This window comes from Pseudomonas sp. T8 (assembly GCF_024610635.1).
Taxonomy (GTDB): domain Bacteria; phylum Pseudomonadota; class Gammaproteobacteria; order Pseudomonadales; family Pseudomonadaceae; genus Aquipseudomonas; species Aquipseudomonas chlororaphis_I.
The window spans coordinates 3,756,074-3,779,518 of the sequence record NZ_CP102374.1 but is presented as its reverse complement, the minus strand read 5'-3'; the positions used below and the strand labels follow the sequence as shown (position 1 = coordinate 3,779,518).

The window sequence follows — 23,445 nt, the reverse complement described above, 5'->3', positions numbered from 1 at the left end:
AGCTTGAAGCTTGTAGCTTCGAGCTGCTGTTAAGAGGTTTTGATAATGGCTGAACGTCTGAATAATGACTTCCAGTTCATCGAGGTCGGGCGCAAGGATCCGAAGAAGAAACTGTTGCGTCAACGCAAGAAAGAGTTCGTGGAGATCTACGAACCCTTCAAACCCCAGCAGTCGGCCGACCAGGCCCACCGCTGCCTGGGTTGCGGTAACCCGTACTGCGAATGGAAGTGCCCGGTGCACAACTTCATTCCCAACTGGCTCAAGCTGGTGGCCGAGGGCAACATCCTCGCCGCTGCCGAGCTGTCGCACCAGACCAACACCCTGCCGGAAGTCTGCGGCCGGGTGTGCCCGCAGGACCGCCTGTGCGAGGGGGCCTGCACCCTCAACGACGGTTTTGGCGCGGTGACCATCGGTTCGGTGGAGAAGTACATCACCGACACCGCCTTCGCCATGGGCTGGCGTCCGGACATGTCCAAGGTCAAGCCGACCGGCAAGCGTGTCGCGGTGATCGGCGCGGGCCCGGCGGGCCTGGGCTGTGCCGACGTGCTGGTACGTGGCGGCGTGACCCCGGTGGTGTTCGATAAGAACCCGGAAATCGGCGGCCTGCTGACCTTCGGCATCCCCGAGTTCAAGCTGGAAAAGACCGTGCTGAGCAATCGTCGCGAAGTCTTCAGCGGCATGGGCATCGAGTTCCGCCTCAACACCGAGGTGGGCAAGGACGTGACCATGGAGCAACTGCTCGAAGAATACGATGCCGTATTCATGGGCATGGGCACCTACACCTACATGAAGGGCGGCTTTGCCGGTGAGGACCTGCCGGGCGTGCACGACGCGCTGGACTTCCTGATCGCCAACGTCAACCGCAACCTGGGCTTTGAAAAGTCGCCGGAAGATTTCGTCGACATGAAGGGCAAGAAGGTCGTGGTCCTCGGTGGTGGCGACACGGCGATGGACTGCAACCGCACGTCGATCCGCCAGGGCGCCAAGGCGGTGACCTGTGCCTATCGTCGTGACGAAGCGAACATGCCGGGCTCGCGCAAAGAGGTGAAGAACGCCAAGGAAGAAGGCGTGAAGTTCCTCTACAACCGCCAGCCGATCGCCATTGTCGGCGAAGACAAGGTCGAAGGCGTGAAGGTGGTCGAGACCCGTCTCGGCGAGCCGGACGCCCGTGGCCGTCGCAGCCCCGAGCCGATCCCGGGTTCCGAAGAGGTCATCCCGGCCGACGCCGTGGTCATCGCCTTCGGTTTCCGCCCGAGCCCGGCGCCGTGGTTCGAGCAGTTCAGCATCCAGACCGACAGCCAGGGCCGCGTCGTGGCGCCGGAGCAGGGCCAGTACAAGCACCAGACCAGCAACCCGAAGATCTTCGCCGGTGGCGACATGGTGCGCGGTTCCGACCTGGTGGTGACGGCGATCTTCGAAGGCCGTAACGCCGCCGAAGGCATCCTCGACTACCTGGGCGTCTGACAACGCCAGCGACAAGCTTCAAGCTATTAGCTGCAAGCTCAAAGCCACGGCGCTTGGGGCTTGCAGCTTGAAACTTGGCGCTGCTCTCCCTGCGACCAATTGACCCGATAGATAAAAGGCACGGCTCTCGCCGTGCCTTTTGCGTCGCGCTCTGAGAAAATGCCCGCACTTTTTTTCCGGATGCCGACATGACTGCCCTGAAGAACGACCGTTTCCTTCGTGCCCTGCTCAAGCAACCCGTAGACGTCACCCCGGTGTGGATGATGCGTCAGGCTGGGCGCTACCTGCCTGAATACCGCGCCAGCCGTGCCAACGCCGGTGACTTCATGAGCCTGTGCATGAACCCGGAGTTCGCCTGCGAAGTCACCCTGCAACCGTTGGACCGTTATCCACAGCTGGATGCGGCCATCCTTTTCTCCGACATCCTGACCATCCCCGACGCCATGGGCCAGGGCCTGTACTTCGAAACCGGCGAAGGCCCGCGTTTCAAGAAGGTCATCAGCACCCTGGCCGACATCGAGGCCCTGCCGATCCCGGATCCGCACAAGGACCTGGGCTACGTGATGGACGCGGTCAGCACCATCCGCCGCGAGCTCAACGGCCGCGTGCCGCTGATCGGCTTCTCCGGCAGCCCCTGGACCCTGGCCACCTACATGGTCGAGGGCGGCTCGTCGAAGGACTTCCGCAAGATCAAGGCGATGCTCTACGACAACCCGCAAGCCATGCACCTGCTGCTGGACAAGCTGGCGCAGTCGGTCACCAGCTACCTCAACGGCCAGATCAAGGCCGGTGCGCAAGCGGTGCAGATCTTCGACACCTGGGGCGGCAACCTGTCGGCGGCGGCCTACCAGGAGTTCTCCCTGGCCTATATGCGCAAGATCGTCAGCGGCCTGATCCGCGAGCACGAAGGGCGCAAGGTGCCAGTAATCCTGTTCACCAAGAACGGCGGCCTGTGGCTGGAAAGCATTGCCGACGCCGGTGCCGACGCCCTGGGCCTGGACTGGACCTGCGACCTCGGCGAAGCGCGCCAACGGGTCGGCAACAAGGTCGCGCTGCAAGGCAACATGGACCCGACCGTGCTCTACGCCAAGCCGGAAGCGATCCGTTCCGAAGTCGGGCGCATCCTCGCCAGCTATGGCAAGGGCAGCGGCCATGTGTTCAACCTCGGCCACGGCATCACCCCGGAAGTCGACCCGGAGCACGCCGGCGCCTTCCTGCGCGCGGTGCACGAACTGTCGGCGCAGTATCACCAGTGATCGCGGCCTGATAAGCAAGCCCGGCATTTGCCGGGCTTTTTTTGCCTTCAGGAAAGGGCCGGCGGATTAAGTTTCAATTCAGCCTGGCTGGTTAATCTGGCTTTATCGAAACCCACATTGGATCACTGCCATGAAAACCCGTTACCTCGTTCTGTTGCTCGCCCCGCTGTTCAGCACCGCCGCCCTGGCTGTCGGCTACACCGGTCCTGGCGCCCAGGCCGTCACCACCGTCGCGGCGGCCAACGATGCCTCGGACGATACGCCGGTGGTGTTGCAGGGCCATGTGGTCAAGAAGCTGAACAACGACGACAAGTACGAATTCAAGGATACCAGCGGCACCATCACCGTTGAGATCGACGACGAAGACCTGCCGCCGGTGGCGTTCAACGAGAAGACCCAGGTCAGGCTGACCGGTGAGGTCGAGAAGGGGTTGATGAAGCGCGAGATCGACGTCGACCTGGTGGAAATCGTCAAGTAAGCCGATCGACAGATATCGCCCATGCCGGCGACCGGACCCCGCATATGGATCGCGGGGGCTGGTCGCCGGCATGTTGGTTTAGCGACTACTGAGTGGCCAGCGGCGGCAGCTTGGCCAGCTTCAAGGCCACCAGCAGCGCCACCACCAGCAGGGCGCTGATGAACAGGCCGATGCCGTTCCACCCGGCCATGTGCCAGAACACCCCGCCCGCCGTCCCGGCGATGCTCGATCCGGCGTAATAGCTGAACAGGTACAGCGATGAAGCCTGGCCCTTGGCCTTGAGGGCGCGCCGGCCGATCCAGCTGCTGGCGACCGAATGGGCACCAAAGAAGCCGAACGTGAAGATCAGCATACCGATGATCACCACCGACAACGGGCTGAGCATGGTCAGGGCGAGGCCGGCGAGCATCAGCGAAATGGTGGCCCAGAGCATTTTGCGTCGCCCCAGGCGGTCGGCCAGGGCGCCGATTTTCGCCGAGCTGTAGATCCCCGACAGGTACACCACCGACAGCAGGCCGACGAAGGCCTGATCCATGTGATACGGCTCGGCCAGCAGGCGATAGCCGATGTAGTTGAACAGCGTGACGAACGCGCCCATCAGCACGAAGGCCTCGAGGAACAGCAGCGGCAGGCCGGCATCGCGAAAGTGCATGGTGAAGCCGTCCAGCAGGCTGCGCGGGTGCAGCGAGCGGGCGCGGAAGTTGCGCGATTCGGGGAGGATCTTCCAGAACACCGCCGCGGCGATCAGCGCCAGGCCACCGATCACCAACATCGCCGTGTGCCAGCTGACGAAGTCGATCAGCACCCCGGTGATCAGGCGGCCGCTCATGCCACCAATGGCGTTGCCGCCGATGTACAGGCCCATGGCCAGGCCGATGTGCTGCGGATGGATCTCCTCGCTCAGGTAAGTCATCGCCACCGCCGCCAGGCCGCTCAGGGACAGCCCCACCAGCGCGCGCATCAGCAGCACGCCGTGCCAGCTCGGCATCAGGGCGCTGGCAATGGTGCACAGCGCGGCGGCGAACAGGGCGGCCACCATCACCGGCTTGCGGCCGATGCGGTCGGAAATCGGCCCGGTGACCAGCAAACCGATGGCCAGCAGGCCGGTGGCGACCGAGAGGATCAGGCTGCTCTGCGCGGCGTTGATGGAAAACTCCCGGGACAGCAGCGGCATCATCGGTTGCACGCAGTAGAGCAGGGCGAAGGTGGCGAAACCGCCGGAGAACAGCGCCAGCACCGTGCGCATGAACATCGGCGTGCCTTTTTCGATGTAGGCCTCGTTCAGTTGCGCGACGACCTCATCGAGGGCGGTGGGAGAGAGTTCGTGGGCGAGTGGAGCGACAGCGGTTTTCACGGGAGACCTCGGGGAGCGCAGCCGGTCAGGCAATGGAAAAAAGCATATAGCTGGCTAATGTTTCTTTCCAATATATTGTTCGACCTGATTGATATGTTTTACGACCTAATGAGGCGATCATGGAATTGCGTCACCTGCGTTACTTCATCGCGGTGGCCGAAGAGCTGCATTTCGGCCGCGCCGCCCAGGTTTTGGGCATCTCCCAACCGCCCTTGAGCCAGCAGATCCAGGTGCTGGAGCAGGAGGTCGGCGCGCGCCTGTTCGAGCGCACCAATCGTCGGGTCGAACTCAGCGAGGCCGGCAGGCTGTTCCTCGATGAGGCGCGACAGGTGCTGGCCCAGGTCGACAAGGCGGCGGATGTGGCCCGGCGGGCGCAACGGGGGGAGCTGGGTGAGCTGAAAATCGGCTTCACCTCGTCGGCGCCTTTCAACTCGAGCATTCCCCAGGCGATCTTCACCTTTCGCCAGCGCTTTCCCGACGTGCACCTGAAGCTGCGGGAGATGAGCAGCACCCAGGTGGCCGAGGCGCTGCTGGACGAGTCGATCCAGGTCGGCATCATGCGGCCGTTGCCGCTGCCGGACTCCCTGAGCGTGGTGGAGTTGCTGCGCGAACCGCTGGTGGCGGTGCTTAGCTCCAAGCACCCGCTGGTGGCCGGCAGCGAAGCCGGCCTGGCGCTGTCGGCCCTGGTCCACGAACCCTTCGTGTTCTTCCCGCGCAGCTACGGCAGCGGCCTGTATGCGCAGTTGCTGACCCTGGCCCGGGATGTCGGTTTCACCCCGCATTTCGCCCAGGAAGCGGGCGAGGCCATGACCATCATCGGCCTGGTGGCGGCGGGGCTGGGGGTCTCGGTGTTGCCGGCGTCCTACCAGCGCATGCGTATCGACGGCGTGGTCTATCGACCGCTGCTCGACCCCGAGGCAGTCTCGGCGGTGTGGCTGGCGCAGCGCACCGACCAGCGCTCGCCAATGGCCAAGGCCTTTGTCGAGCTGCTGACCCGCAAGGCTGAGTTGTAACGGTCTGCTGGGCAAAGTGCGACATGCTTGCCACGGTCGGTTTGCCGCGACTCGATCGGATCAGGCGCAAAGACCGTCATGGCCGACGAGTTTACGAAGTCTTGCAACTTACAGACGAAGAGCTCGCTGCCGTCAAAGCCGCTGTACGCAAGGCTTTGGGGCTCTGATACCGACTTTCCTGTGGAAAACGGCAATTGGCCACGGTTGCCGGGCGGCAGGCTTCGAGCGACACTGCGCGCGTACCCGAAAGGGACTTGTGAGACTCTGAGGATCCTGGGCAACCAGCCATCGCAGAGCCAGACAGGCAGAGCGCGATGACAAGCCAGCCTGTTTGTGAAAGGGCGCCGAAAGGCGCCCTTTGTCGTTTCCGGGGGATGGAAACTGTGGATCAGGTCATGCCGATTTCATCGGCAGGCGCCTTACTGCACCTTCGCCAGATCGCCGCGCAGCGCGACGCCTGCCATCAGGGCGCCCGCGTGGCATTCGTAGGTTTTCGCGTCCTTGCGCTCGTTGCTCTTGTAGAAGCTGGCAATGTCGGTCACGGCATTGGCGCCGACTTTCTTGGCCGCCTGGTGCAGGGTGATCAGCGCCGATTGCAGGACCCATTCGCAGGCCACTTCGTCGCTCTTGTTGAAGGCATTGGTCTTCTTGTTGGTGACCGCGCCCGCGCTGATCACCGTGACCTTGCCGGCGGGCTGGTTGCCGGCCAGGTAGAACTTCACGCTGCCGTCGATCTTGCCGGTGCTGATGGCTTCGGCGACCACCTTGTCGAACGGCAGGTACAGCGCGGTATCACGGGCCTGGCTGACGCCGGGCAGGGTGCAGAGCAGCAGGGTGGCGGCAGCGGCCAGGGTCTTCAATTGCATGGTGGTCTCCTTGACGTAGAAAGCGGGTAGCGGCTGGCGCTCAATTAGGCGCGGCAATCGCCTGGGCCGAGCTGGACAGCTGTTGCGCGGTCCGTTCGTTCTGGTTGTCCTTCAGCTCGCGCAGGATGCCCTTGTCCAGCAGGCGCACCCAGCGGATGTAGTTCTTGTGGATCTTGCCGTCCGCGTAGCCCATGCCACGGCTGTCGCGGTAGAGGATCTTGTAGTGGGTCGGCGCGTACTGGATGTCGATTTCCACGTGGTATTGCTCGCGCACAGTGATCTCGGCCTGGATCAGCTCCGGGCTGATGCGCTGCACGGTCCACTTGCGGGCGACCAGGTTTTTCAGGATCGCCTGTTTCATTTCCTCATGGTCGGCCTTGAGGGTGGCCGGCAGGACCCGGTCCGGGGTGTACATGCGCTTGCTGGTGCACGAGACGCAGGTCAGCAGGGCGAGCACGATCAGGCAGGCGCGAAGCAGGGAGGGCATTCCATTTTCTCCAGGGGGTAACGTCATTGAGGCCAGCGGCGGAAGATCAGCGAAGTGTTGACGCCGCCAAAGGCAAAGTTGTTGTTCATCACGTACTCGCAGCTCATCTGCCGGAATTCGCCGCGCAGGTAATCCAGCTCGCCGCAGCGCGGGTCGACCGTGTCGAGGTTGAGGGTGTGCACGTAGAGGTCGCGGTTGAGCATCTCGATGCTGAACCAGGACTCCAGCGCGCCACAGGCCCCCAGGGTGTGGCCGAGGAAACTCTTCTGCGAACTGATGGGCATCCGGCTGCCGAACAGGCTGCTGGTGGCCAGTGTTTCGGCAATGTCGCCCTGTTCTGTAGCGGTGCCGTGGCCATTGACGTAACCGATGGCCGAAGGCTCGAGGCCGGCGTCTTCCAGGGCCAGCTCCATGGCCCGGCGCATGGTGGCCTGCTCCGGACGGGTGGTGTGCTGGCCGTCGGCGTTGCTGCCGAAGCCGACGATCTCGGCATGGATATGCGCGCCACGGGCCAGGGCGTGTTCCAGCTCTTCGAGCACCAGCATGCCGCCGCCCTCGCCGATCACCAGGCCGTCGCGGTCGCTGTCGTAGGGCCGCGGGCTGGTGTGCGGGGCATCGTTTTTCAGGCTGGTGGCGTAGAGCGCGTCGAACACCATGGCTTCGGTCGGGCACAGCTCTTCGGCGCCGCCGGCGAGCATCAGCGGCAGACGGCCGAACTTGATCGCCTCGTAGGCGTAGCCGATGCCCTGGCTGCCGCTGGTGCAGGCGCTGGACGTCGGGATCAGCCGGCCGGTGAGGCCGAAGAAAATGCTGATATTGGCCGCGGTGGTGTGCGGCATCATGCGCACGTAGGAGTTGGCGTTGAGGCCTTCGGCGACCGAGTTCAGCAGCATGTTGCCGAACGCCTTGATCTCGTCGGTGCTGCCGGTGGACGAGCCACAGGCCACGCCCATGCGCCCGTCCTTGATCGACTCGTCACCCAGCAGGCCGGCATCGGCCAGGGCTTGCTCGGCAGCCCCCACGGCGAGCCGCGACACCCGGCCCATGCTGCGCAGCTGCTTGCGGGTCCAGTGGTCCGGTACCTTGAAGTCGTCCACGGGGCCGGCCAGGCGGGTATTGAGTTCGCTGAAGCGATCCCATTCGTCCATCCGGCGAATGCCGCTGCGGTTGGCGCCGAAGTTGGCGGCGATGGTGTCCCAGTCGCTGCCCAGCGAAGTGATGCCGGCCATGCCGGTGACGACCACACGTTTCATCAGACCAGGCCTCCGTTCACCGCCAGCACCTGGCGGGTGATGTAGGCGGCCTCGGCGGACATCAGGAAGTTCACCGCGCCGGCGACTTCCTCCGGGGTGCCCATGCGCTGGGCCGGGATCATCTTCAGCAATTCGTCCACCGGCACGTTCTCGTCGAGCATGGCGGTGTCGATCAGGCCTGGCGCCACGCAGTTGACGGTGATCTTGCGCTTGCCCAACTCGATGGCCAGGGCCTTGGCGGCGCCGATCAGGCCGGCCTTGGACGCGCTGTAGTTGACCTGGCCACGGTTGCCGACCTGCCCGGACACCGAGGCGATGCAGACGATACGCCCGGCGGCGCGGCGCCGGATCATCGGCATCATCACCGGGTGCAGGACATTGTAGAAACCGTCGAGGTTGGTGCGCAGCACGGTGTCCCAGTCGTCTTCGCTCAGGGCCGGGAAGGCGCCGTCGCGGGTCAGGCCGGCGTTGAGCACCACACCGTAGTAGGCGCCGTGGGCTTCCACGTCGGCTTCGAGAACGGCCTTGCAGCTGGCGCGGTCGGTCACATCGAATTGCAGGATGCGCGCCTGGCGCCCCAGGGCCTCGACTTCGGCCTGCACGGCCTCGGCTTCGCTGCGGCCACTGCGGCAATGCAGGATCAGGTCATAGCCGCTCTGGGCCAGGCGCAGGGCGATGGCGCGGCCGATACCACGGCTGGAGCCGGTGACCAGTATGGATTCAGTCATGGCTGGACTCCTGTTGATAAAGCGGGTGATTCGTTCAGGTAGCTGTCCGCCTGGGGCGGACAGAACACGTTGAGGCGGGCGACGGCCTGGATGCCGGGGGCACTCAGGTGGCATTCGAATACGCCCATGCCGTTGTCGTCTTGCAGGGAGCGCAAGGCGTGAATCTGCAGTTCGCTGCCGGCCGGGAAGTGGTCCACATTGCATTCGAACTTGCGGGTGCCGAGCAGGAACCCCAGCTCGACGGCCTGGCCTTTCTGGCGCGCATGGCAACCGGCGTAGGCGGCGATGCTCTGGGCCATTATTTCGATGCCGACCCAGGCCGGCAGGCTGCCGTCGGCACGGTTGAACAGGCCATCGGGTTTGACGGTGAGGCGGGTGCGGATCTGCTCTTCATCGAACGCCAGGACCTGATCGATCAGGATCATGTCGCCCGCGTGGGGCAGCAGTTCGGCGAGCGGCCAGTCAATCATGGGGCGTCTCCGATAATCAGGCTGACGTTGTTGCCACCGAAGGCAAAGGAGTTGCTCATCAGGCAGCGCGGAGCGTTCTGCTCCAGACGTGTGGTGGCGGTGACCCAATGCAGCGGCGGCAGTTGCGGGTCGGCCTGGGCGTCCCAGACATGGGGCGGCAGGGCGTGCGCGCTGTTCGCGGCGGACAGGCTCAGCCAGCAGAACGCCGCTTCCAGGGCGCCGGCGGCGCCCAGGGTATGGCCGCTCATGGGTTTGGTCGACGAGCAGGGCACGCCAGCCGGGAACAATTGGTCGACCGCCAGGCTTTCCATGGCGTCGTTGTGCTGGGTGGCCGTGCCGTGCAGGTTCAGGTAGCCGATCTGTCCGGCTTGCAGGCCGGCATTGTGCAAGGCCTTCTGCATGGCTTGCAGGGCGCCGCGCCCGCTGGGTTCGGGCGCGGAAATATGGTGCGCGTCGGAGCTGGCGCCGGCGCCGAGCAAGGCGATCGGTTGTGCGCCGAGGGTTTCCTTGCTCATCAGGAACAGCACGGCGGCTTCACCGATATTGATGCCATCGCGGTTGACCGAGAACGGATTGCAGCGCTGGTCGGACACTGCTTCCAGGGCCGAGAAACCGTTGAGGGTCAGCTTGCACAGGCTGTCGACGCCACCGCACAGCACCGCGTCGCACAGGCCCAGGTCGAGCAGGCGGCGGGCGCTCATCAGCGCGCGGGCGCTGGAGGTGCAGGCGGTGGAGATCACGTAGGCCGGGCCGCTGAGGTCGAGCCAGTCGGCGAGAAAGTTCGCCGGCGCGCCGAGCTCCTGCTGCCGGTAGTCGTAGTCGGCCGGGAAATGCCTGTCGCGCAGGTAGTGGGCGATGCCGCGGCTGGCTTCGTCGATGCCCGAGGTGCTGGTGCCGAGGACGATGCCGATGCGGCTGTGGCCGTAGCGGGCGATGGCCTGGTCGATGTCGCCACGGATCTGCAGGGCGGCCTCCAGCAGCAGCTGGTTGTTGCGGCTGCTCTGCTGTCCCAGCTCCGGCGGAATGCTCGCCAGCGGCCCCTGGACGGCGGCCACCGGCACGCTGCGCTCCGGCACCCAGCCGGCTGCGGCGCGCATGCCGGAGCAGTCGCCGGCAAACAGGCTGCGGGCCACTTGCTGCTTGTCGCGCCCAAGGGCACAGATCACCCCGAGGGCATTCAGGTAGGCCGTCATGAGGCGTTCTCGGCGGTCAGCGGGCTGATGTGGTAGTACAAGCCCTGGGGCAGCTCCAGGCGAAAATCCAGGGCCTGGCGATAGCGGACCTGCCAGTGCGGGGCGAGGTCGCGCTGCGCGCCGTGCTGCCGGGCGGCTGGATAATTATCTCGCAGTTCGCCCGCGGGCGTCAGGGCGAATAGCAGGGCGGCGAACAGTTCGCGGGCCTCCGGGTTCGGCGGCAGCAGGCCATCGGCCTGCCAGCGACCGTCGATCAGTTGCTGGCGCGCCAGGGGAATGCCCAGCGGGTCGAGCAGCGACCAGCGGATGCCCGGCCCTTCGGCCTGGATCACCAGCAGCCAGTCCTGGCGCTGCCCGGCCTGTTGCCGCTCGATATGCAGTTGCAGCGGCAGGGCCAGGCTCGGGGTTTTCTCGGGCAGCGGCGGCTGGCTGGCGCAGGCGCTCAGCAACAGCAGGCAGCCGACGAGCAGGGCACGGATCATCCAGCGGCACCTTCGTGCAAGGGTTTGCGGGCGACCACATTGACCAGGGTTTCTTCCCGTTGGCCAAAGGGTTTCGGGCGGCGCAGGCCGAAGCGTTCGAGCAGCCCGAAATCCTTGGCACGGCTCCACCACAGATAGGGATAAGACACATTGCGCGGGGTAAATTCAAAACCCTGTCGTCGGATCATTTCCAGATACTGCGCCGCGCTTTTCTGTACATGCATCGGGTGGCGGAACAGCCAGCGGATCACCCAGGTGTCGATGTAGGCCTCGGTGGATTCGGCGAACAGCAGGTAACCGCCCGGCTTGAGCACGCGATAGAACTCGGCCAGGGCTTTTTCCTGTTCCACCAGGTGGTGAAAGGTCTGGTGGCAGAACAGCAGGTCGACGCTGGCATCGGCCACGTCCAGGGTCGCGCAGTCGCTGCCGATCAGCTCGACCTGCAGGCCCTGGCGCGCCGCCTCTTCGCTGCTGAGTTTGAGGCTGTGCGGGTCGGCGTCCAGGCCGATCAGGCGCCGCGGGGCGAACACCTGGCGCAGGTACTGGAACGACTTGCCCTGGCCGCAGCCGGCATCCAGCAGCACCGGGTTGGCCGGTGGCTCGTCGTCGAACAGGCGGCGCAGGTCGTTGATCGCCACCCGCAGCACATGGTGCTGCCAGGTATGGCTGCGCAGGAACCAGAAGCCGAAGCGGGTTTCCTCGACGTAGCTGGCGCTCAGGTATTGCGGCTGGGTGTCGTTCATGGAGCCTCCATGGCGCAGATTTCCGAGAGCATGCGCAGCCGGCGCTTGGGTTCGCTGACGAACGGGTTGCGTTCGTCCCAGGCATAGCCGGCGAGGATCGAACTGATCATCCGGCGAATCTCCGGCGAGCTGCCCGGGTGGTAGATCACGTCCTGGAAGGTGCCGGCGTACCAGCCTTCGACGTAGCAACGGAAGGTGTCGACACCGCGCTTGAGGGGGATGGCGAACTCTGTTTCCCAATCCACGCTTTCGCCCTGCAACTGCCGATGCAGCACGGCGGCGGCCATGCTCGCCGAACGCATGGCGATGGTCACGCCGGAGGAGAACACCGGGTCGAGGAACTCCGCGGCGTTGCCCAGCAGCGCGAAGCCCGGGCCGTGCAGGGTCTTGACGTTGGCCGAGTAGCCGCCGATGGTCCGCGCCGGGGTGTCCCACACGGCGTTGTGCAGGACCTTGGCCAGGCTCGGGGTCTCCTCGATGAAACCGCGCAGGCACTGGTCCAGGTCGCCGTCACGACCGTCGAAGTGCTCCTTGGCCGCCACCACGCCGATCGAACAGCGGCCGTTGCTGAACGGGATGGTCCAGAACCACACATCGCGTTTGCTGGGGTGAGTGGTGATGAGGATCTTTTCCCGCTCGAAAGCCGGGCTGTCGATGTGGTCTTCGATATGGGTGAACACCGCCTGGCGGACCGGGAAGTTCGAGGGCGCTTCCAGGTCCAGCAGGCGTGGCAGCACACGGCCGTAGCCGCTGGCGTCGAGGACGAAACCGGCCTCCACGCGGTACTCGCTGCCGTCTTCGCGCAGCACCTGCAGCTGCGGCCTGGCCAGGTTGAAGTCGGCGCTGACGATGGCCTCGCCATAACGCACTTCAACGCCTTGCAGGGCGGCCTGATCGGCCAGCAGTTTGTCGAAGTCGGCGCGTTGCACCTGAAAGGTGGTGGGCTTGCCCTCGCTGAAGGTGTCGCCGAAATCGAAGGCACTGTAACGCTCGCCCCAGGCGAACGCGGCGCCGTTCTTCAGCTGGAAGCCCGCCGCCTTGACCGCCTCGAGCATGCCGGCCTCTTCGACGAAATCCAGGCAGTGGGACAGCAGGCTTTCACCGATCGAAAAGCGTGGGAAATGCTGGCGCTCGACGATCAGCACGTCGTGGCCTTTGCCCTTGAGCAGCGCGGCGGCGATGGCGCCCGATGGGCCGGCGCCGATCACCACAATCTGGCGGCGTTCCATTTCAACTGTTGGCACTGGGGCTCCTTGCCGGTTCGGCGATGTTCGGGTTCGAAGGGACCAAAGGTGTTCGGTGCAGCCCGGCCAGGGCCGGCATCAGGGTAGCGATCAGGCCCATGAGCATCAGCGCGAAATACAGCGCCGGGCTGATCAGCTGTTGTTGCAGCAGCAGGTTGAGAAAAACGATCTCGCTCAGCCCGCGAATATTCAGCAGCAGGCTTTCCCGCCAGCGGCTGGCGCCCTTGAATGAGGCGCCGGCCCAGCCCAGGCCGAGCCAGTTGCCGAGCAGCTTGCTGGCAATCGGCAACAGCAGCAACGCCCCCAGTTGCACCCAGCCGAGGCTGTCCATGGCGCTGTGCACATTGATCTGCACGATGCCGAACGTGAGGATCAGCGGAATGGCGATAAAGGTCTGCAAACGGCTCATCCAGGCTGCCTTTAACGGCAGCACTAGCGGCACCTTGAGGGCGGCCATGCACAGCAGGTAGCCGATGCCGAAAATCAGCGCGTTGAGTTTGTAGTGTTCGGCCACCACCAGCAGGCCGAAGAAGCCCAGGCTGTGCAGCAGCGGCTGGCGCAGGCCGAGGCCGCGCAGGAGCAGCGGCAGGCAGGCGCCGGCCAGCGGCAGCAGCAGGCTGCTCAGGTGCAGGCTGCCCTGGGCGACGCCGAACAGGGTCCAGCAGCCGAGGTCGATGAGGATCGCGGTCTGCACCAGGCGCCGGGTGGCCAGCGGCGGGTAGTCGATGTGCCGCAGGTACAGGTACAACACCGGAATTGCGGTAATGGCGAACAGCAGGCCGACCGCCAGGGAACTCAGCCAGGGTTGCGCCGGCAACAGCCAGACCGCCGTGGCCAGGCCGCAGGCGAAGGGAATGGCGAAGCTCGGCAGGGCGATCTTCAGGCTCTGGCGGTCCAGGCGCAGGTCGATCACGTCGCTGAGGATATGCCCCAGCAGCAGGGCGAAACTCAAGCCGTACAGGTTCTTCAGCCAGACCGGCGCGACCAGCTGGGCGCCACTCAACTGCCAGTGCGGCTCGATCCAGAACAGCATCAGCAGCGGCAGGCCGAAGGTCGCCAGCAGCAACTGGCTGACAATCGGGATCAGGCCGAAACGGCTGCCGATGCGGGTGGCGAGCGCGAACAGCAGCAGCGCCATGAGCCAGAACAGGGCAATCATCACAGGGCAGGCTCCGTAACGGTCTGGCGATGGCGCTGGCGACCGGCCCAGGGCGCCAGGATAAAACTGAAGGCCAGGCCCAGGCTCACCGACAGACCGAAGTTGCTGACCGCCGGGGTGCTGGAAATCGCCAACAGGCCGAACGACAGCCAGGTGGTCAGCGCTGCAAGCAAGGTACCGAGCAGGCTCACGGCGGCCCCGCCGACCTGTTCACGCATGAGGATGGCGTAGTCGACGCTGATGGCGGTCACCAGCAACAGGCCGAACAGGCTGAACAGGGTCAGCGGCTGCCCCAGCCAGCCCAGGCTGGCGAGGCTGCACAGGGCCGCCAGCAGCGGCAGGGCGACCAGGCGCAGGGCGCCGCCGAGGCCGAACGGCAGGATCAGCAGCAAGACGATCAGCACGCAGGAGGCGAGTTTGAGCTCGGCGGCGCTGACCTGGGTGGCGGCGAACACTTGGTTCAGCTCGCCCAGGCGGTCCACCAGTTGCACCCCCGGCAGATCCTGCGCCTGGATCCGCAATAGCTGTGGGTTGTTCAGCCCCTGCAGGCTGACCATGGCCGCCACGCCGTTGTCGGTGGGGCCCAGCCACAGGGTGCGGTAGGGCTCGGCCAGCGGGCCTTGCAGGGCGCTGTCGATGTCTTCGTCGGGCAGCGCCCGCAGTTGCGCAAGTTCCGCGTTCAGGGCCGTGACCGGGACTCCGAGATCCAGCAGCGGCTGCCAGTACCGCGGCAGCGCGTCCAGGGCCTGGCGCAGGCGCTGTTGCTCGCTGGGCAGGCTCACCAGTTGGTTGAGCGACAGGTAGCCCTGGAGTTTCTCCAGGTTGACCAGTTGCTCCAGGCGCTCGCTCAGGGCGCCGAGGCGTTCGAGCAGCTGTTGCTGATCGGCGCCGCGCACCAGGAAGAACTGACTGGTGGGCTGGTAGCCGGTAATCCGCGCGATGGCCTGGGCTTCGTTGAGCAGTTGTGGCGGCGCGCCGATCCACTGGCGGATATCGTTTTTGCTGTCGAGCTGCCACAGGCCGCCGGCGCAGAAGGCGATCACCAGCGCCAGCAGCCAAGGGCTGGACACGCGCTTGAGCAACTGCGTGCGCAGGTTCAGCAGCCATTCGGCCACGCGCAGCGGCCATTGCGCCGGTTGCAGCTCGACGCCGCGCAGCAGCGCCGGCAGCAGGCACACCGCGCTCAGGTAGGCACCCAACAGGCCGGCGGCGGAAAACACAGCGATCTGGGTCAGGGCCGGGAACGGTGTCCAGGCCAATGCCAGGTAGCCGATGCAACTGGTGGCCAGGCTCAGGCTCAGCCCCGGCAGGGTCAGGCGCAGGGCCGGCCAACTGTGCCAGGGGCGCAGGCTCCAGCTCTTGGACAGGTAGTGCAGGGGGTAGTCGACGGCGACGCCGATCAGGCTCGAACCCAGCACCAGGGTCATCACGTGCATATGGCCGAAAAAGGCCACGCAGGCCACCGCGCCGAACAGCATGCCCACCAGCACCGGCACGAACGCCAGCAACACCCGCCAGCGCCGGAAGGCCAGCAACAGCAGCAGGAGGATGCCGACGGTGGCGCCGCCGCCGACCCAGGTGATCTCGCGGGAGGCTTGCTGCTGGCCGTTGGCGGCGTAGAGCAGGCCACTGGCGGCCAGCAGCTGGACGTCGGCCTGGGCGGCCTGTTCGCGGCTGTGCTGGAGCAAGGCCGCCACCTGCAGCGGCAGTTGCATGTCGAAGGCGTTGCCGGTGGTACGTGCTCGCAGCAGCACCCAGCTCTTGCCGTCGGCATCGGCGATCAGGGTGCCGCTACCGATGTCCAGTTGCACCGCGCCGCGTTGCGGCTGGCTGTTCTGGATGCGCCCGGTCAGGCCCAGCCAGTCGTCCTGGCTCGGGACCAGGCTGAAACCGCTGAAGGGGTCGAACAGCGCCTGTACGCGCTGCTGGATAAAGGCCTCGGGGTGCTCGATCAGTTGCTGGCGATCGGAGGCGCCCAGCATCGCCAGGCGCCCTTGCAGCAATTGCGTGCGCAGCGCCGGCAGGTCGGCCTGCAGGTTCCACTGGACCTTCTCGAACAGCCCGCTGGCCTGCCATTGCTCACCCAGGCGCTGGGCCATGGCGATGGCCTGCTGGCGCTCGGCGTGGCCCACCAGCACCAGCATTTCGCGGTTCAGCGGCTCCTGCATGCGCTGCTCGGCCTTGAGCTCCAGGGCATCGGGGTCGGTACCCGGCACCAGCTCCATGAGGTTGGCCGACAGCGGCGCGCCATGGCGCCATTGCCAGCCGGCCAGGGCCAGCACGGCTACCAGCAGGAGTAGGAACAGGCGCGGCCACCAGCGTTCACTCGGCAAAGTCATGTTGCTCCGCGTCGCTCAAGGGCTGGTCGCTGATGTTGTCGTGCATCTTCAGCACGGTGCTGTCGCCCTGGGTTTCCAGCAGTTCGATGCGCTGCACCAGCTCGCCACCGTCGATGTTGATCTGGTTGAACACCTGCTTGAGCAGCAGCGAACGTGGGGTCAGGGTCAGCTTCCAGGCCTTGGCGTCGCCGGCCAGGGCCAGCTCGAAGTCTCGTTGCAGGCCGCTGCTGTCGCCTTGCAGCACGGCGAGGAACAGGCGGTTCTGTTCGGCCCCGGCGCTCTTGTTCGGCAGCATTTGCCAGCCGCTGCCATCCCGGCGGGCGATGCCTTTGCCGGTGATGCGGTAGTCCTGTTGCAGCGGTGTTTTCAGCAGCCACAGCAGGCCATGGTTCTTCGCCAGGACGAAGCTGCCCTTGCTGGTCAGCGGCTGGGGCAGGGCGCGCAGGTGTTTCTCCTGGACGAAGCTGCCGTGGATCACCTCGGGTCTGGCCAACTGGTCGCTGAGCTGTTGCAGGTCGAAGGCATTGGCCAGCGAGCTGAAGCCGAGCGCCAACAGTAGGCCCAACAGCCTGTAGCCGCGGCCGCTGGGCTGCGATCGAACGCGTAGCGGGCGTGGCGTTTCGGTACTCGGGGTTTGCGGGTGCTGCGCACCCGATCGCAGGCTGCGCCAGCGGCTACACAGGGTTCTCATGGCAGCATCCTTTCCACGGCATCGGTGAACACCTTGGGCGAGGCCAGTTGCATCTCGCGGCTGGCGATCTCCACCGCCACCTGCACCGAGCTGGCGCGGGTCAGGCGTTCGCCGGTTTCCAGGTCGCTGATCAGGTAGTTGATCTTCAGGCGGTTTTCCCACTCCACCAGGCTGGCGCGGACCTTGAGCTTCTGGCCGAATACCGCGCCGCGCACATAGCGCAGTTGCAGGTCGATCACCGGCCAGGCGTAGCCGGACTCGAGCATCTGGTTGTAGTTGTGGCCGAGCTTGTCGAGCAGGGCGCAGCGGGCTACTTCCAGGTACTTCACGTAATGCCCGTGCCAGACCACGTGCATGGTGTCGACGTCGAAAAACGGCACCTGGATCTCGGTGTCCGCGTGCAGCACGCCCCGACTACGCATGCAGCCTCCAGTGTTGCTCGGCAATGCGTTGCAGGCACAGGCGCAGTTCGCCTTCCAGGGCGCGGTCCTCGATCACCGGCGGGAAGTCCTTGGCCAGCTCTTGGTGCATGGCGGCCAGGGCTGGCGGCAATGGCCGTGCATCCTCGGCTCGGCTGCGCAGCCAGACGCCCTGGTTGGCGGCCAGCAGGGTGGCGGCGGCGACCTGTTCGGTCAGCTCCAGCACGCGGATCGCATCGCGGGCGGCGATGGTGCCCATGCTCACCTTGTCCTGGTTGTGGCATTCGGTGGAGCGCGAGAACACGCTGGCCGGCATGGTGTTTTTCAGCGCTTCGGCGGTCCAGGCGCTGGTGCCGATCTGTACCGCCTTGAAGCCGTGGTTGATCATGGCGCGGTCCGTCGGGGCGCCGGACAGATTGCTCGGCAGGCCGTGGTTGTAGCGCTCGTCCACCAGCAGCGCGAGCTGACGGTCCAAGAGGTCGGCGACGTTGGCCACCAGGTTCTTCAGGCTGTCCATGGCGAAGGCGATGTGCCCGCCGTAGAAGTGCCCGCCGTGCAGCACGCGTTCGGCTTCGGCATCGATGATCGGGTTGTCGTTGGCGCTGTTCAGCTCGGTTTCGATGAAGCCGCGCAGCCAGCCCAGGCTGTCGGCCAGCACGCCCAGCACATGGGGCGCGCAACGCAGCGAGTAGCGGTCCTGCAGGCGGTGCAGCGGCGCGGTCGGTGCGTCGATGGCCAGGTCCTGGCGCAGCCAGGCGGCGACTTGCATCTGCCCCGGGTGCGGCTTGGCGGCGAACAGGCGCTCGTCGAAGTGTTCCGGGTTGCCCTGCAAGGCGACCACGTTCAGCGCGGTGATGCGCGTGGCCAGTTGCAGCAGGTAGTCGGCGCGGGCGAAGGCCAGGCAGGCCAGGCCGGTCATCACCGCGGTGCCGTTCATCAGCGCCAGGGCTTCCTTGGGCCGCAGCACCAGCGGCTCCCAGCCCAGCTCGCGGTGCACCTCGGCCGAGGTCCGGCGCTCGCCGCGGAACATCACCTCACGCTCGCCGGACAGGGTCGCGGCCACGTAGGACAGCGGCGTCAGGTCGCCGCTGGCGCCTACCGAACCCTCTTCGGGAATCAGCGGCAGGATGTCGTGTTCGAGGAACGCCTGCAGGCGCTCCAGCAGCTCCACGCGCACCCCGGACACGCCGTGGCACAGCGACTGCAAGCGCGCCGCCAGCACCGCGCGGGTGGCTTGCGCGTCCAGCAGCTTGCCCAGGCCGCAGCCGTGGAAGGTGTACAGATGACGGGGCAACGCCTCGACGTGCTGCAGCGGCACCGCGACCACGCAGGAGTCGCCGTAGCCGGTGGTCACGCCGTAGATCACGCCTTCCTTGTCCAGCAGCGAATCGAGGAATTGCGCGCCCTTGGCGATGCGCTGGCGGAATGCGCTGTCGTCCTGCAGCCGGGTCGGCGCCTGACGGTTGGCCAGGGCCAGCACGTCTTCGATGCGCAAAGGGAGTTCGCCGAAGGTTACCGGCTCAAGCGGATGCGTCGTCATCGGTCTTCCAGAAAGGGTAAAAGTTGAACCATTGTTGGGGCGCTTCGAGGCAGTACTGGCCCAGGCGCTCGGCGTAGCGGGCAGTCCACTGGGCGATGACCTGCTCGCGGTCGCTGCGTTTCCACGCCACGGCCTCGGTGAAGGGTTCGAGGAACACTCGATAGCGACCATTGTTTTTCAGGCACAGCAGCAGGTTGACCGGGCATTTCAACAGGCCCGCCAGCAGCCACGGCCCCTGGGGAAAGGGCGCCGGATGGCCGAGGAAATCCACCCGCACGTTGCGCCCGCCGTGCAGCGGTACACGGTCGCCGGCAATCGCCAGCCACTCGCCGCGATCCAGGCGCTGGCTCAGTTGCAGCATGACCGCCGGATCCAGCTCGCTGACCTGGATCAGCCGCAGGTTGGTGGCCCCGGCCTCGCCCAGCAGGCGATTGAAACGTTCGGCGTGCTTGGTGTGCACCAGCACGTTCATGGTGACCTTCTCGCCCAGCTCGGCCAGGGCGCGGCAGACTTCGAGGTTACCCAGGTGCGCGCCCACCAGCATCTGTCCGCGGGTGCCGCGCAACTGGTCGCGCAGCCGGGCCGGGTCGACGATCTCGATCTGTTCCAGGCGCAGCTTGCCGTTCCACACGTCGAGCTTGTCCAGCAGGGAGTCGGCGAACGCCATGAATTGGCCGAAGACCCGCCAGTGGCTGGGACGCAGCTCGGCCTTGCCGCTCCAGTCGGCCAGGCGCCGCTGGTACAACCAGGCGCTGCGGCGGGCACCGCGGCCGAACAGGAAAAAGTAGAAAACGATGACATACAGCACCGGGCTCAACACCCGGCGCCCGAGCACCCGCACGCCCAAGGCGGTGAGCTTCATCAGCCAGAAGCTGCCGCGCTCCTTGTGCTCGGCCCAATGTTGCTTGTCCGGCTGTTTGTCCTGTTTGTCTGGTAGCGCCGTCATGCTTGCCACCGTCGCCAGAGGATCAGCGGCGCGCGCAGCAACATGCCGAAGAACAGCCGGGCGTGCATGCTGGAAATCAGCAGGTTGTCGTGGAACAGGCGGAAGTGCGACAGGCCATCCACCGGGTAACGGACCTGGGTCGGCAACCAGCGCATCGGCTGGTTGCGCCAGGACAGGCGCACCAGAATGTCGGTGTCGAAATCCATGCGCCGGCCGATCTTCACCGAGTCGATCAGCGCCAGGACTGGCGGCAGGGGGTAGACCCGGAAGCCGCACATGGAGTCGGGGATCTGCAACGACAGGGTATTGATCCAGACCCAGACGTGGGTCAGGTAGCGCGCGTAAAAACGGCCCTTGGGCACGCTGGCGTCGTACTGTGGATAACCGCAGACCAGCGCTTCGGGGTGGGTGCGGGAGGTGGCGATAAAGTTATCCACATCGCGCAGGTCGTGCTGGCCGTCGGCGTCCACTTGCAGGGCGTGGCTGAAGCCCAGGCGCGAGGCTTCGCGCAGCCCGGCCATGACCGCGCCGCCCTTGCCCTGGTTGACCGCGAGCTTGACCAGGAACACCTGTTCGCGCTCGGCCAGCTGTTCCAGCACGGCGGCGCAGGCCGGGCTGCTGGCGTCGTCCACCAGCACGCAGGGCAGGCCGCTGGCGAGCAGGGCATCGACCACCGCCGGCACGGCGGCTTCATGGTTGTAGACCGGGATCACGGCGCAGGGGTTATGCATGGGGGCTGTCTCCCAGGCGTCCGCTACGCGGCCGATCGCAGCCTTCGGCAGCGGCTACAAAAGCCCGCAACGCTGGCAGCAGCAGGGGGCTGCGCTCGCCTGAGGTCAATAATTTATCCACAGGCGTTCTCCAGCAGGATGCGGCCGCTGGAGCAGGCGGCGGTGTCATTGCGGTAGGCAAAGTAGAGTTTGCCGCGCTCATGATCGAAGCGCAGGTGCAATTGCACCTGGTCTCCGGGGCGCACCAGTTGCTGGAACTTCAGTACTTCCATGCCGGCAAAGCGGCCCGGCAGATCGAGCAACTGCTGGCCCAGGGCCAATGCCCAGTCCACCTGGACCACGCCCGGCAGCACCGGGGTCTGGGGGAAGTGGCCGCTGAAGTAGGCCAGGTCCGGCGGGATCGCCAGTTGCAGGCTCCATTCGCCGTCGGCCTCGAGTTGTTCCAGCACTTCCGGCGCCCGTGGGCGCGGGGCCAGCAGCAGGGCTTCGACATCGGCCTGGGGCAGCTTGCCCTGGCTGTTCAGGGGCAACTGGCGCAGCAGGCGCCAGCGGCGTGGCAGCGCCAGGGCCTCGCAATGCTGGCTCAGGTGCTGGCGCAGCGTTTGCGTGAGCGTCCGACGCCCCTGATTGCGCAAGGCGTGCAGGCCTTGTTCGCTGAGGACCAGCAGCGCGCCGAGGGAGGCGCGGTTTTCCCGGACCACCCCAAGGCGCGCTTCGGCGACCCAGGCATGCCCGGCCAGGGCCTGTTCCAGCATCGGCAGGGAAATGCGTTTTTCTTCCAGCTTGACGATCCGGTCCAGGCGCCCGAGCAGCTCGAAACGCCCATCGGCGGCGATGCGCGCGGCATCGGCGGTGTGTTCGACATGCCCGGCCGGCAGGTAGGGCGAGGCGATCAGCAGGGCGCCGTCGCTGTCCTGGCTCAGTTCGACCCCGGCGAAGGCTTGCCACAGGCTGTCGCCCTGGCGCCAGGCGATGCCGCCGGTTTCCGAGCTGCCGAGGATCTCCGTTGGCCATTGTCGCAGGCGCTGGTGCAGGCCTTGCGCGGCGTCGGCGGGCAGCGCGCCGCCGGAGGAAAACACCCGGCGCACCGGGCTCAGGGCCGGCCAGTCGAGGTTGTCGCCCATGCGCTTGAGCAACGCCGGGCTGGCGACCCAGGCAAAGGCCGGGTGTTCGCGGCTGGCGCGCTGCAGGTCTTCCGGGAACGGCAGTTGCCGACGGACGAAGGTGCGCCCGGCGCAGAGCGGCCAGAGCACACGGAACAGCAGGCCGTAGATATGTTGGGTGGCGACGCTGCCGATGATGCAGGCCTGGCCCAATCCTTCGCCCCACAGTTGCTCCAGGGCCTCGACTTCGTTGGCCAGCTGGCGCAGGGATTTGTCGATGCGCTTGGGTTCGCCGCTGGAACCGGAGGTGCACAGGCTCAGGCGGCAGGTGTCGAGGTCGAGTTCGGCGGCGGGCAATGGCGGCTGGTCGAAGTCGGCCAAGTGGACATCGCCGGGCTGGTCGGTCAGCCACAGGTCGACCTGGGTCGACCAGCGTTGCCGGGTCTGCGGTTGCAGGTCGGCGGGCAGCAGCACGCTGACCCCGGCGCGCCAGGCGCCGAGCAGGGCGATGGCCAACTCGGCGGCATCTTCCAGGTGCAGGGCCAGGCGCTGTACGCCCCTGGCCTGCAAGCCCGCGGCCAGGCTCAGGGCCTGGTGCTGCAGCTTGCTGTGATCGAGTGCCGGTTCGAGCGTGACGGCCCGTTCCGGCAACGACTTGAGCAGCAGGTGCTCAAGCTTTATCCAATTCATGCGCGGCCTCGTACGCGTTGTCGTAACAGCCATTCAATGGCAAACAGCAAACCCATCAACCCGTAGGCGATCAGGCCGTTGTACAACGTCCACCAGCTCAGCGGCGCCCACAGGGTCAGGGCGGCGGCGAGCAATCCGTTACAGAGGAAAAATACACTCCAGGCGACAGTCACCTGGCGGGTGTAGCGAATCGCTTTTTCCGGCAGTTCCGGCTCGCTGAGGCGGGCCAGGCGTTCGGCCACCGGCGGACCGAATTTCAGGCTCAGGCCGAACAGCGTGAGCATGAAGCCGCTGACCAGCACCGGGTACCAGCGCAATAACGATGGGCTGTCGAACAGCGCCAGCAACACGCAGAAGACCAGGGCCGCGCCCGCCATCAACAGGCTGCCGGGACGCCGTTCGCCGGTCAGGGCCCGGGCCAGCCACAGGCTGCCGAGCAACAGGCCGAACTGCCATGGCGCGAAATGCTCCATGCCGAAATACACCGCAAAGGGATACAACAGGCCCGCCAGCAGCAGGCCAAGGCCGATCAGCCGGCTCATGCGGCCGGCTGGACCAGACGGTATACCGCCTCGACCACGTCATTGACGGTACGCACCGACTTGAATTCCTCGGCGGCGATTTTCTTGCCGGTCTTGCGCTTGATGTGATCGATCAGGTCGACGGCGTCGATGCTGTCGATTTCCAGGTCTTGATACAGGTTGGATTCCAGGCTTACGCGTTCCGGTTCCAGTTCGAAGAGTTCCACCAGGGCATCACGCAAGGTGTTGAAGATGTCGTCGCGAGTTTGCATGGT

24 protein-coding genes are annotated in these 23,445 nt (G+C 65.8%); 4 read left to right on the top strand and 20 right to left on the bottom strand.

What is annotated here, in order from left to right; genetic code table 11:
* Nucleotides 1-45: 45 nt before the first annotated feature.
* The 3 genes from NRG23_RS16945 to NRG23_RS16935 all read left to right on the top strand — a co-directional run bounded on the left by NRG23_RS16945 (nucleotide 46) and on the right by NRG23_RS16935 (nucleotide 3,198).
* The gene (locus NRG23_RS16945) at nucleotides 46-1,464 is read left to right on the top strand and encodes an FAD-dependent oxidoreductase (RefSeq protein WP_007925837.1); all 1,419 of its coding nucleotides are present in this window, start codon (nucleotides 46-48) and stop codon (nucleotides 1,462-1,464) included.
* A 188-nt stretch (nucleotides 1,465-1,652) separates the two neighbouring features.
* Nucleotides 1,653-2,720 (top strand): uroporphyrinogen decarboxylase, encoded by a 1,068-nt coding sequence (gene hemE / locus NRG23_RS16940; protein WP_009046605.1) that lies wholly within the window; start codon nucleotides 1,653-1,655, stop codon nucleotides 2,718-2,720.
* A gap of 130 nt (nucleotides 2,721-2,850) precedes the next feature.
* Nucleotides 2,851-3,198, top strand: coding sequence for a YgiW/YdeI family stress tolerance OB fold protein (locus tag NRG23_RS16935; protein WP_257371449.1), 348 nt, complete (start codon nucleotides 2,851-2,853; stop codon nucleotides 3,196-3,198).
* Between the two features lie 85 nt (nucleotides 3,199-3,283).
* Here the strand turns inward: NRG23_RS16935 and NRG23_RS16930 are convergent, their stop codons facing one another.
* Nucleotides 3,284-4,552 (bottom strand): MFS transporter, encoded by a 1,269-nt coding sequence (locus NRG23_RS16930; RefSeq protein ID WP_257371448.1) that lies wholly within the window; start codon nucleotides 4,550-4,552, stop codon nucleotides 3,284-3,286.
* Between the two features lie 119 nt (nucleotides 4,553-4,671).
* On the opposite strand from NRG23_RS16930, the gene NRG23_RS16925 reads away from it, so the two are divergent.
* A complete protein-coding gene (locus NRG23_RS16925; protein WP_257371447.1) occupies nucleotides 4,672-5,565 on the top strand; it encodes a LysR family transcriptional regulator in 894 nt (297 codons plus the stop codon).
* A gap of 419 nt (nucleotides 5,566-5,984) precedes the next feature.
* Here NRG23_RS16925 and NRG23_RS16920 read toward each other — a convergent pair whose 3' ends face one another.
* The 19 genes from NRG23_RS16920 to NRG23_RS16830 all read right to left on the bottom strand — a co-directional run bounded on the left by NRG23_RS16920 (nucleotide 5,985) and on the right by NRG23_RS16830 (nucleotide 23,442).
* Nucleotides 5,985-6,431, bottom strand: coding sequence for a hypothetical protein (locus tag NRG23_RS16920; RefSeq protein WP_009046609.1), 447 nt, complete (start codon nucleotides 6,429-6,431; stop codon nucleotides 5,985-5,987).
* 40 nt (nucleotides 6,432-6,471) lie between these two features.
* Entirely contained in the window at nucleotides 6,472-6,918 is a 447-nt protein-coding gene (locus NRG23_RS16915; protein WP_009046610.1) for a hypothetical protein, read from the bottom strand.
* Nucleotides 6,919-6,941: 23 nt separating this feature from the next.
* Nucleotides 6,942-8,171 (bottom strand): beta-ketoacyl-ACP synthase, encoded by a 1,230-nt coding sequence (locus tag NRG23_RS16910; RefSeq protein WP_016704452.1) that lies wholly within the window; start codon nucleotides 8,169-8,171, stop codon nucleotides 6,942-6,944.
* On the bottom strand, nucleotides 8,171-8,899 hold the full coding sequence (gene fabG, locus NRG23_RS16905; RefSeq protein WP_016704453.1) for a 3-oxoacyl-ACP reductase FabG: 729 nt from the start codon (nucleotides 8,897-8,899) through the stop codon (nucleotides 8,171-8,173). Before fabG ends, NRG23_RS16910 begins: the two co-directional genes overlap by 1 nt.
* On the bottom strand, nucleotides 8,896-9,369 hold the full coding sequence (locus tag NRG23_RS16900) for a hotdog family protein (protein ID WP_101281697.1): 474 nt from the start codon (nucleotides 9,367-9,369) through the stop codon (nucleotides 8,896-8,898). Before NRG23_RS16900 ends, fabG begins: the two co-directional genes overlap by 4 nt.
* Nucleotides 9,366-10,562 carry a beta-ketoacyl-[acyl-carrier-protein] synthase family protein gene (locus tag NRG23_RS16895; RefSeq protein WP_016704455.1) on the bottom strand — a complete coding sequence of 399 codons (1,197 nt, stop codon included), beginning with the start codon at nucleotides 10,560-10,562 and terminating at the stop codon, nucleotides 9,366-9,368. Before NRG23_RS16895 ends, NRG23_RS16900 begins: the two co-directional genes overlap by 4 nt.
* Nucleotides 10,559-11,044 carry a DUF3261 domain-containing protein gene (locus NRG23_RS16890; protein WP_009046615.1) on the bottom strand — a complete coding sequence of 162 codons (486 nt, stop codon included), beginning with the start codon at nucleotides 11,042-11,044 and terminating at the stop codon, nucleotides 10,559-10,561. The genes NRG23_RS16895 and NRG23_RS16890 overlap by 4 nt, the downstream gene beginning before the upstream one ends.
* Nucleotides 11,041-11,787 (bottom strand): class I SAM-dependent methyltransferase, encoded by a 747-nt coding sequence (locus NRG23_RS16885; RefSeq protein WP_009046616.1) that lies wholly within the window; start codon nucleotides 11,785-11,787, stop codon nucleotides 11,041-11,043. Before NRG23_RS16885 ends, NRG23_RS16890 begins: the two co-directional genes overlap by 4 nt.
* Nucleotides 11,784-13,031 (bottom strand): NAD(P)/FAD-dependent oxidoreductase, encoded by a 1,248-nt coding sequence (locus NRG23_RS16880; RefSeq protein ID WP_016704458.1) that lies wholly within the window; start codon nucleotides 13,029-13,031, stop codon nucleotides 11,784-11,786. Before NRG23_RS16880 ends, NRG23_RS16885 begins: the two co-directional genes overlap by 4 nt.
* Nucleotides 13,018-14,193, bottom strand: a complete 1,176-nt coding sequence (locus NRG23_RS16875; protein ID WP_009046618.1) for a hypothetical protein — start codon at nucleotides 14,191-14,193, stop codon at nucleotides 13,018-13,020. Before NRG23_RS16875 ends, NRG23_RS16880 begins: the two co-directional genes overlap by 14 nt.
* A complete protein-coding gene (locus NRG23_RS16870; RefSeq protein WP_257371446.1) occupies nucleotides 14,190-16,529 on the bottom strand; it encodes an MMPL family transporter in 2,340 nt (779 codons plus the stop codon). Before NRG23_RS16870 ends, NRG23_RS16875 begins: the two co-directional genes overlap by 4 nt.
* Nucleotides 16,513-17,220, bottom strand: coding sequence for an outer membrane lipoprotein carrier protein LolA (locus NRG23_RS16865; RefSeq protein WP_257371445.1), 708 nt, complete (start codon nucleotides 17,218-17,220; stop codon nucleotides 16,513-16,515). Before NRG23_RS16865 ends, NRG23_RS16870 begins: the two co-directional genes overlap by 17 nt.
* Nucleotides 17,217-17,642: a thioesterase family protein gene (locus NRG23_RS16860; protein ID WP_009046621.1), complete on the bottom strand. Its 426-nt coding sequence runs from the start codon at nucleotides 17,640-17,642 to the stop codon at nucleotides 17,217-17,219. Before NRG23_RS16860 ends, NRG23_RS16865 begins: the two co-directional genes overlap by 4 nt.
* A complete protein-coding gene (gene hutH, locus NRG23_RS16855) occupies nucleotides 17,635-19,179 on the bottom strand; it encodes a histidine ammonia-lyase (RefSeq protein WP_028683763.1) in 1,545 nt (514 codons plus the stop codon). Before hutH ends, NRG23_RS16860 begins: the two co-directional genes overlap by 8 nt.
* Nucleotides 19,160-20,125, bottom strand: a complete 966-nt coding sequence (locus NRG23_RS16850; RefSeq protein ID WP_041985521.1) for a glycosyl transferase — start codon at nucleotides 20,123-20,125, stop codon at nucleotides 19,160-19,162. The genes hutH and NRG23_RS16850 overlap by 20 nt, the downstream gene beginning before the upstream one ends.
* Nucleotides 20,122-20,856 carry a glycosyltransferase family 2 protein gene (locus NRG23_RS16845; RefSeq protein ID WP_257371444.1) on the bottom strand — a complete coding sequence of 245 codons (735 nt, stop codon included), beginning with the start codon at nucleotides 20,854-20,856 and terminating at the stop codon, nucleotides 20,122-20,124. The genes NRG23_RS16850 and NRG23_RS16845 overlap by 4 nt, the downstream gene beginning before the upstream one ends.
* A 113-nt stretch (nucleotides 20,857-20,969) precedes the next feature.
* Entirely contained in the window at nucleotides 20,970-22,649 is a 1,680-nt protein-coding gene (locus NRG23_RS16840) for an acyl-CoA synthetase family protein (RefSeq protein WP_257371443.1), read from the bottom strand.
* The gene (locus NRG23_RS16835) at nucleotides 22,646-23,191 is read right to left on the bottom strand and encodes a membrane protein (protein WP_009046626.1); all 546 of its coding nucleotides are present in this window, start codon (nucleotides 23,189-23,191) and stop codon (nucleotides 22,646-22,648) included. Before NRG23_RS16835 ends, NRG23_RS16840 begins: the two co-directional genes overlap by 4 nt.
* Nucleotides 23,188-23,442 carry an acyl carrier protein gene (locus NRG23_RS16830; protein ID WP_007926835.1) on the bottom strand — a complete coding sequence of 85 codons (255 nt, stop codon included), beginning with the start codon at nucleotides 23,440-23,442 and terminating at the stop codon, nucleotides 23,188-23,190. Before NRG23_RS16830 ends, NRG23_RS16835 begins: the two co-directional genes overlap by 4 nt.
* Nucleotides 23,443-23,445 lie beyond the last annotated feature (3 nt).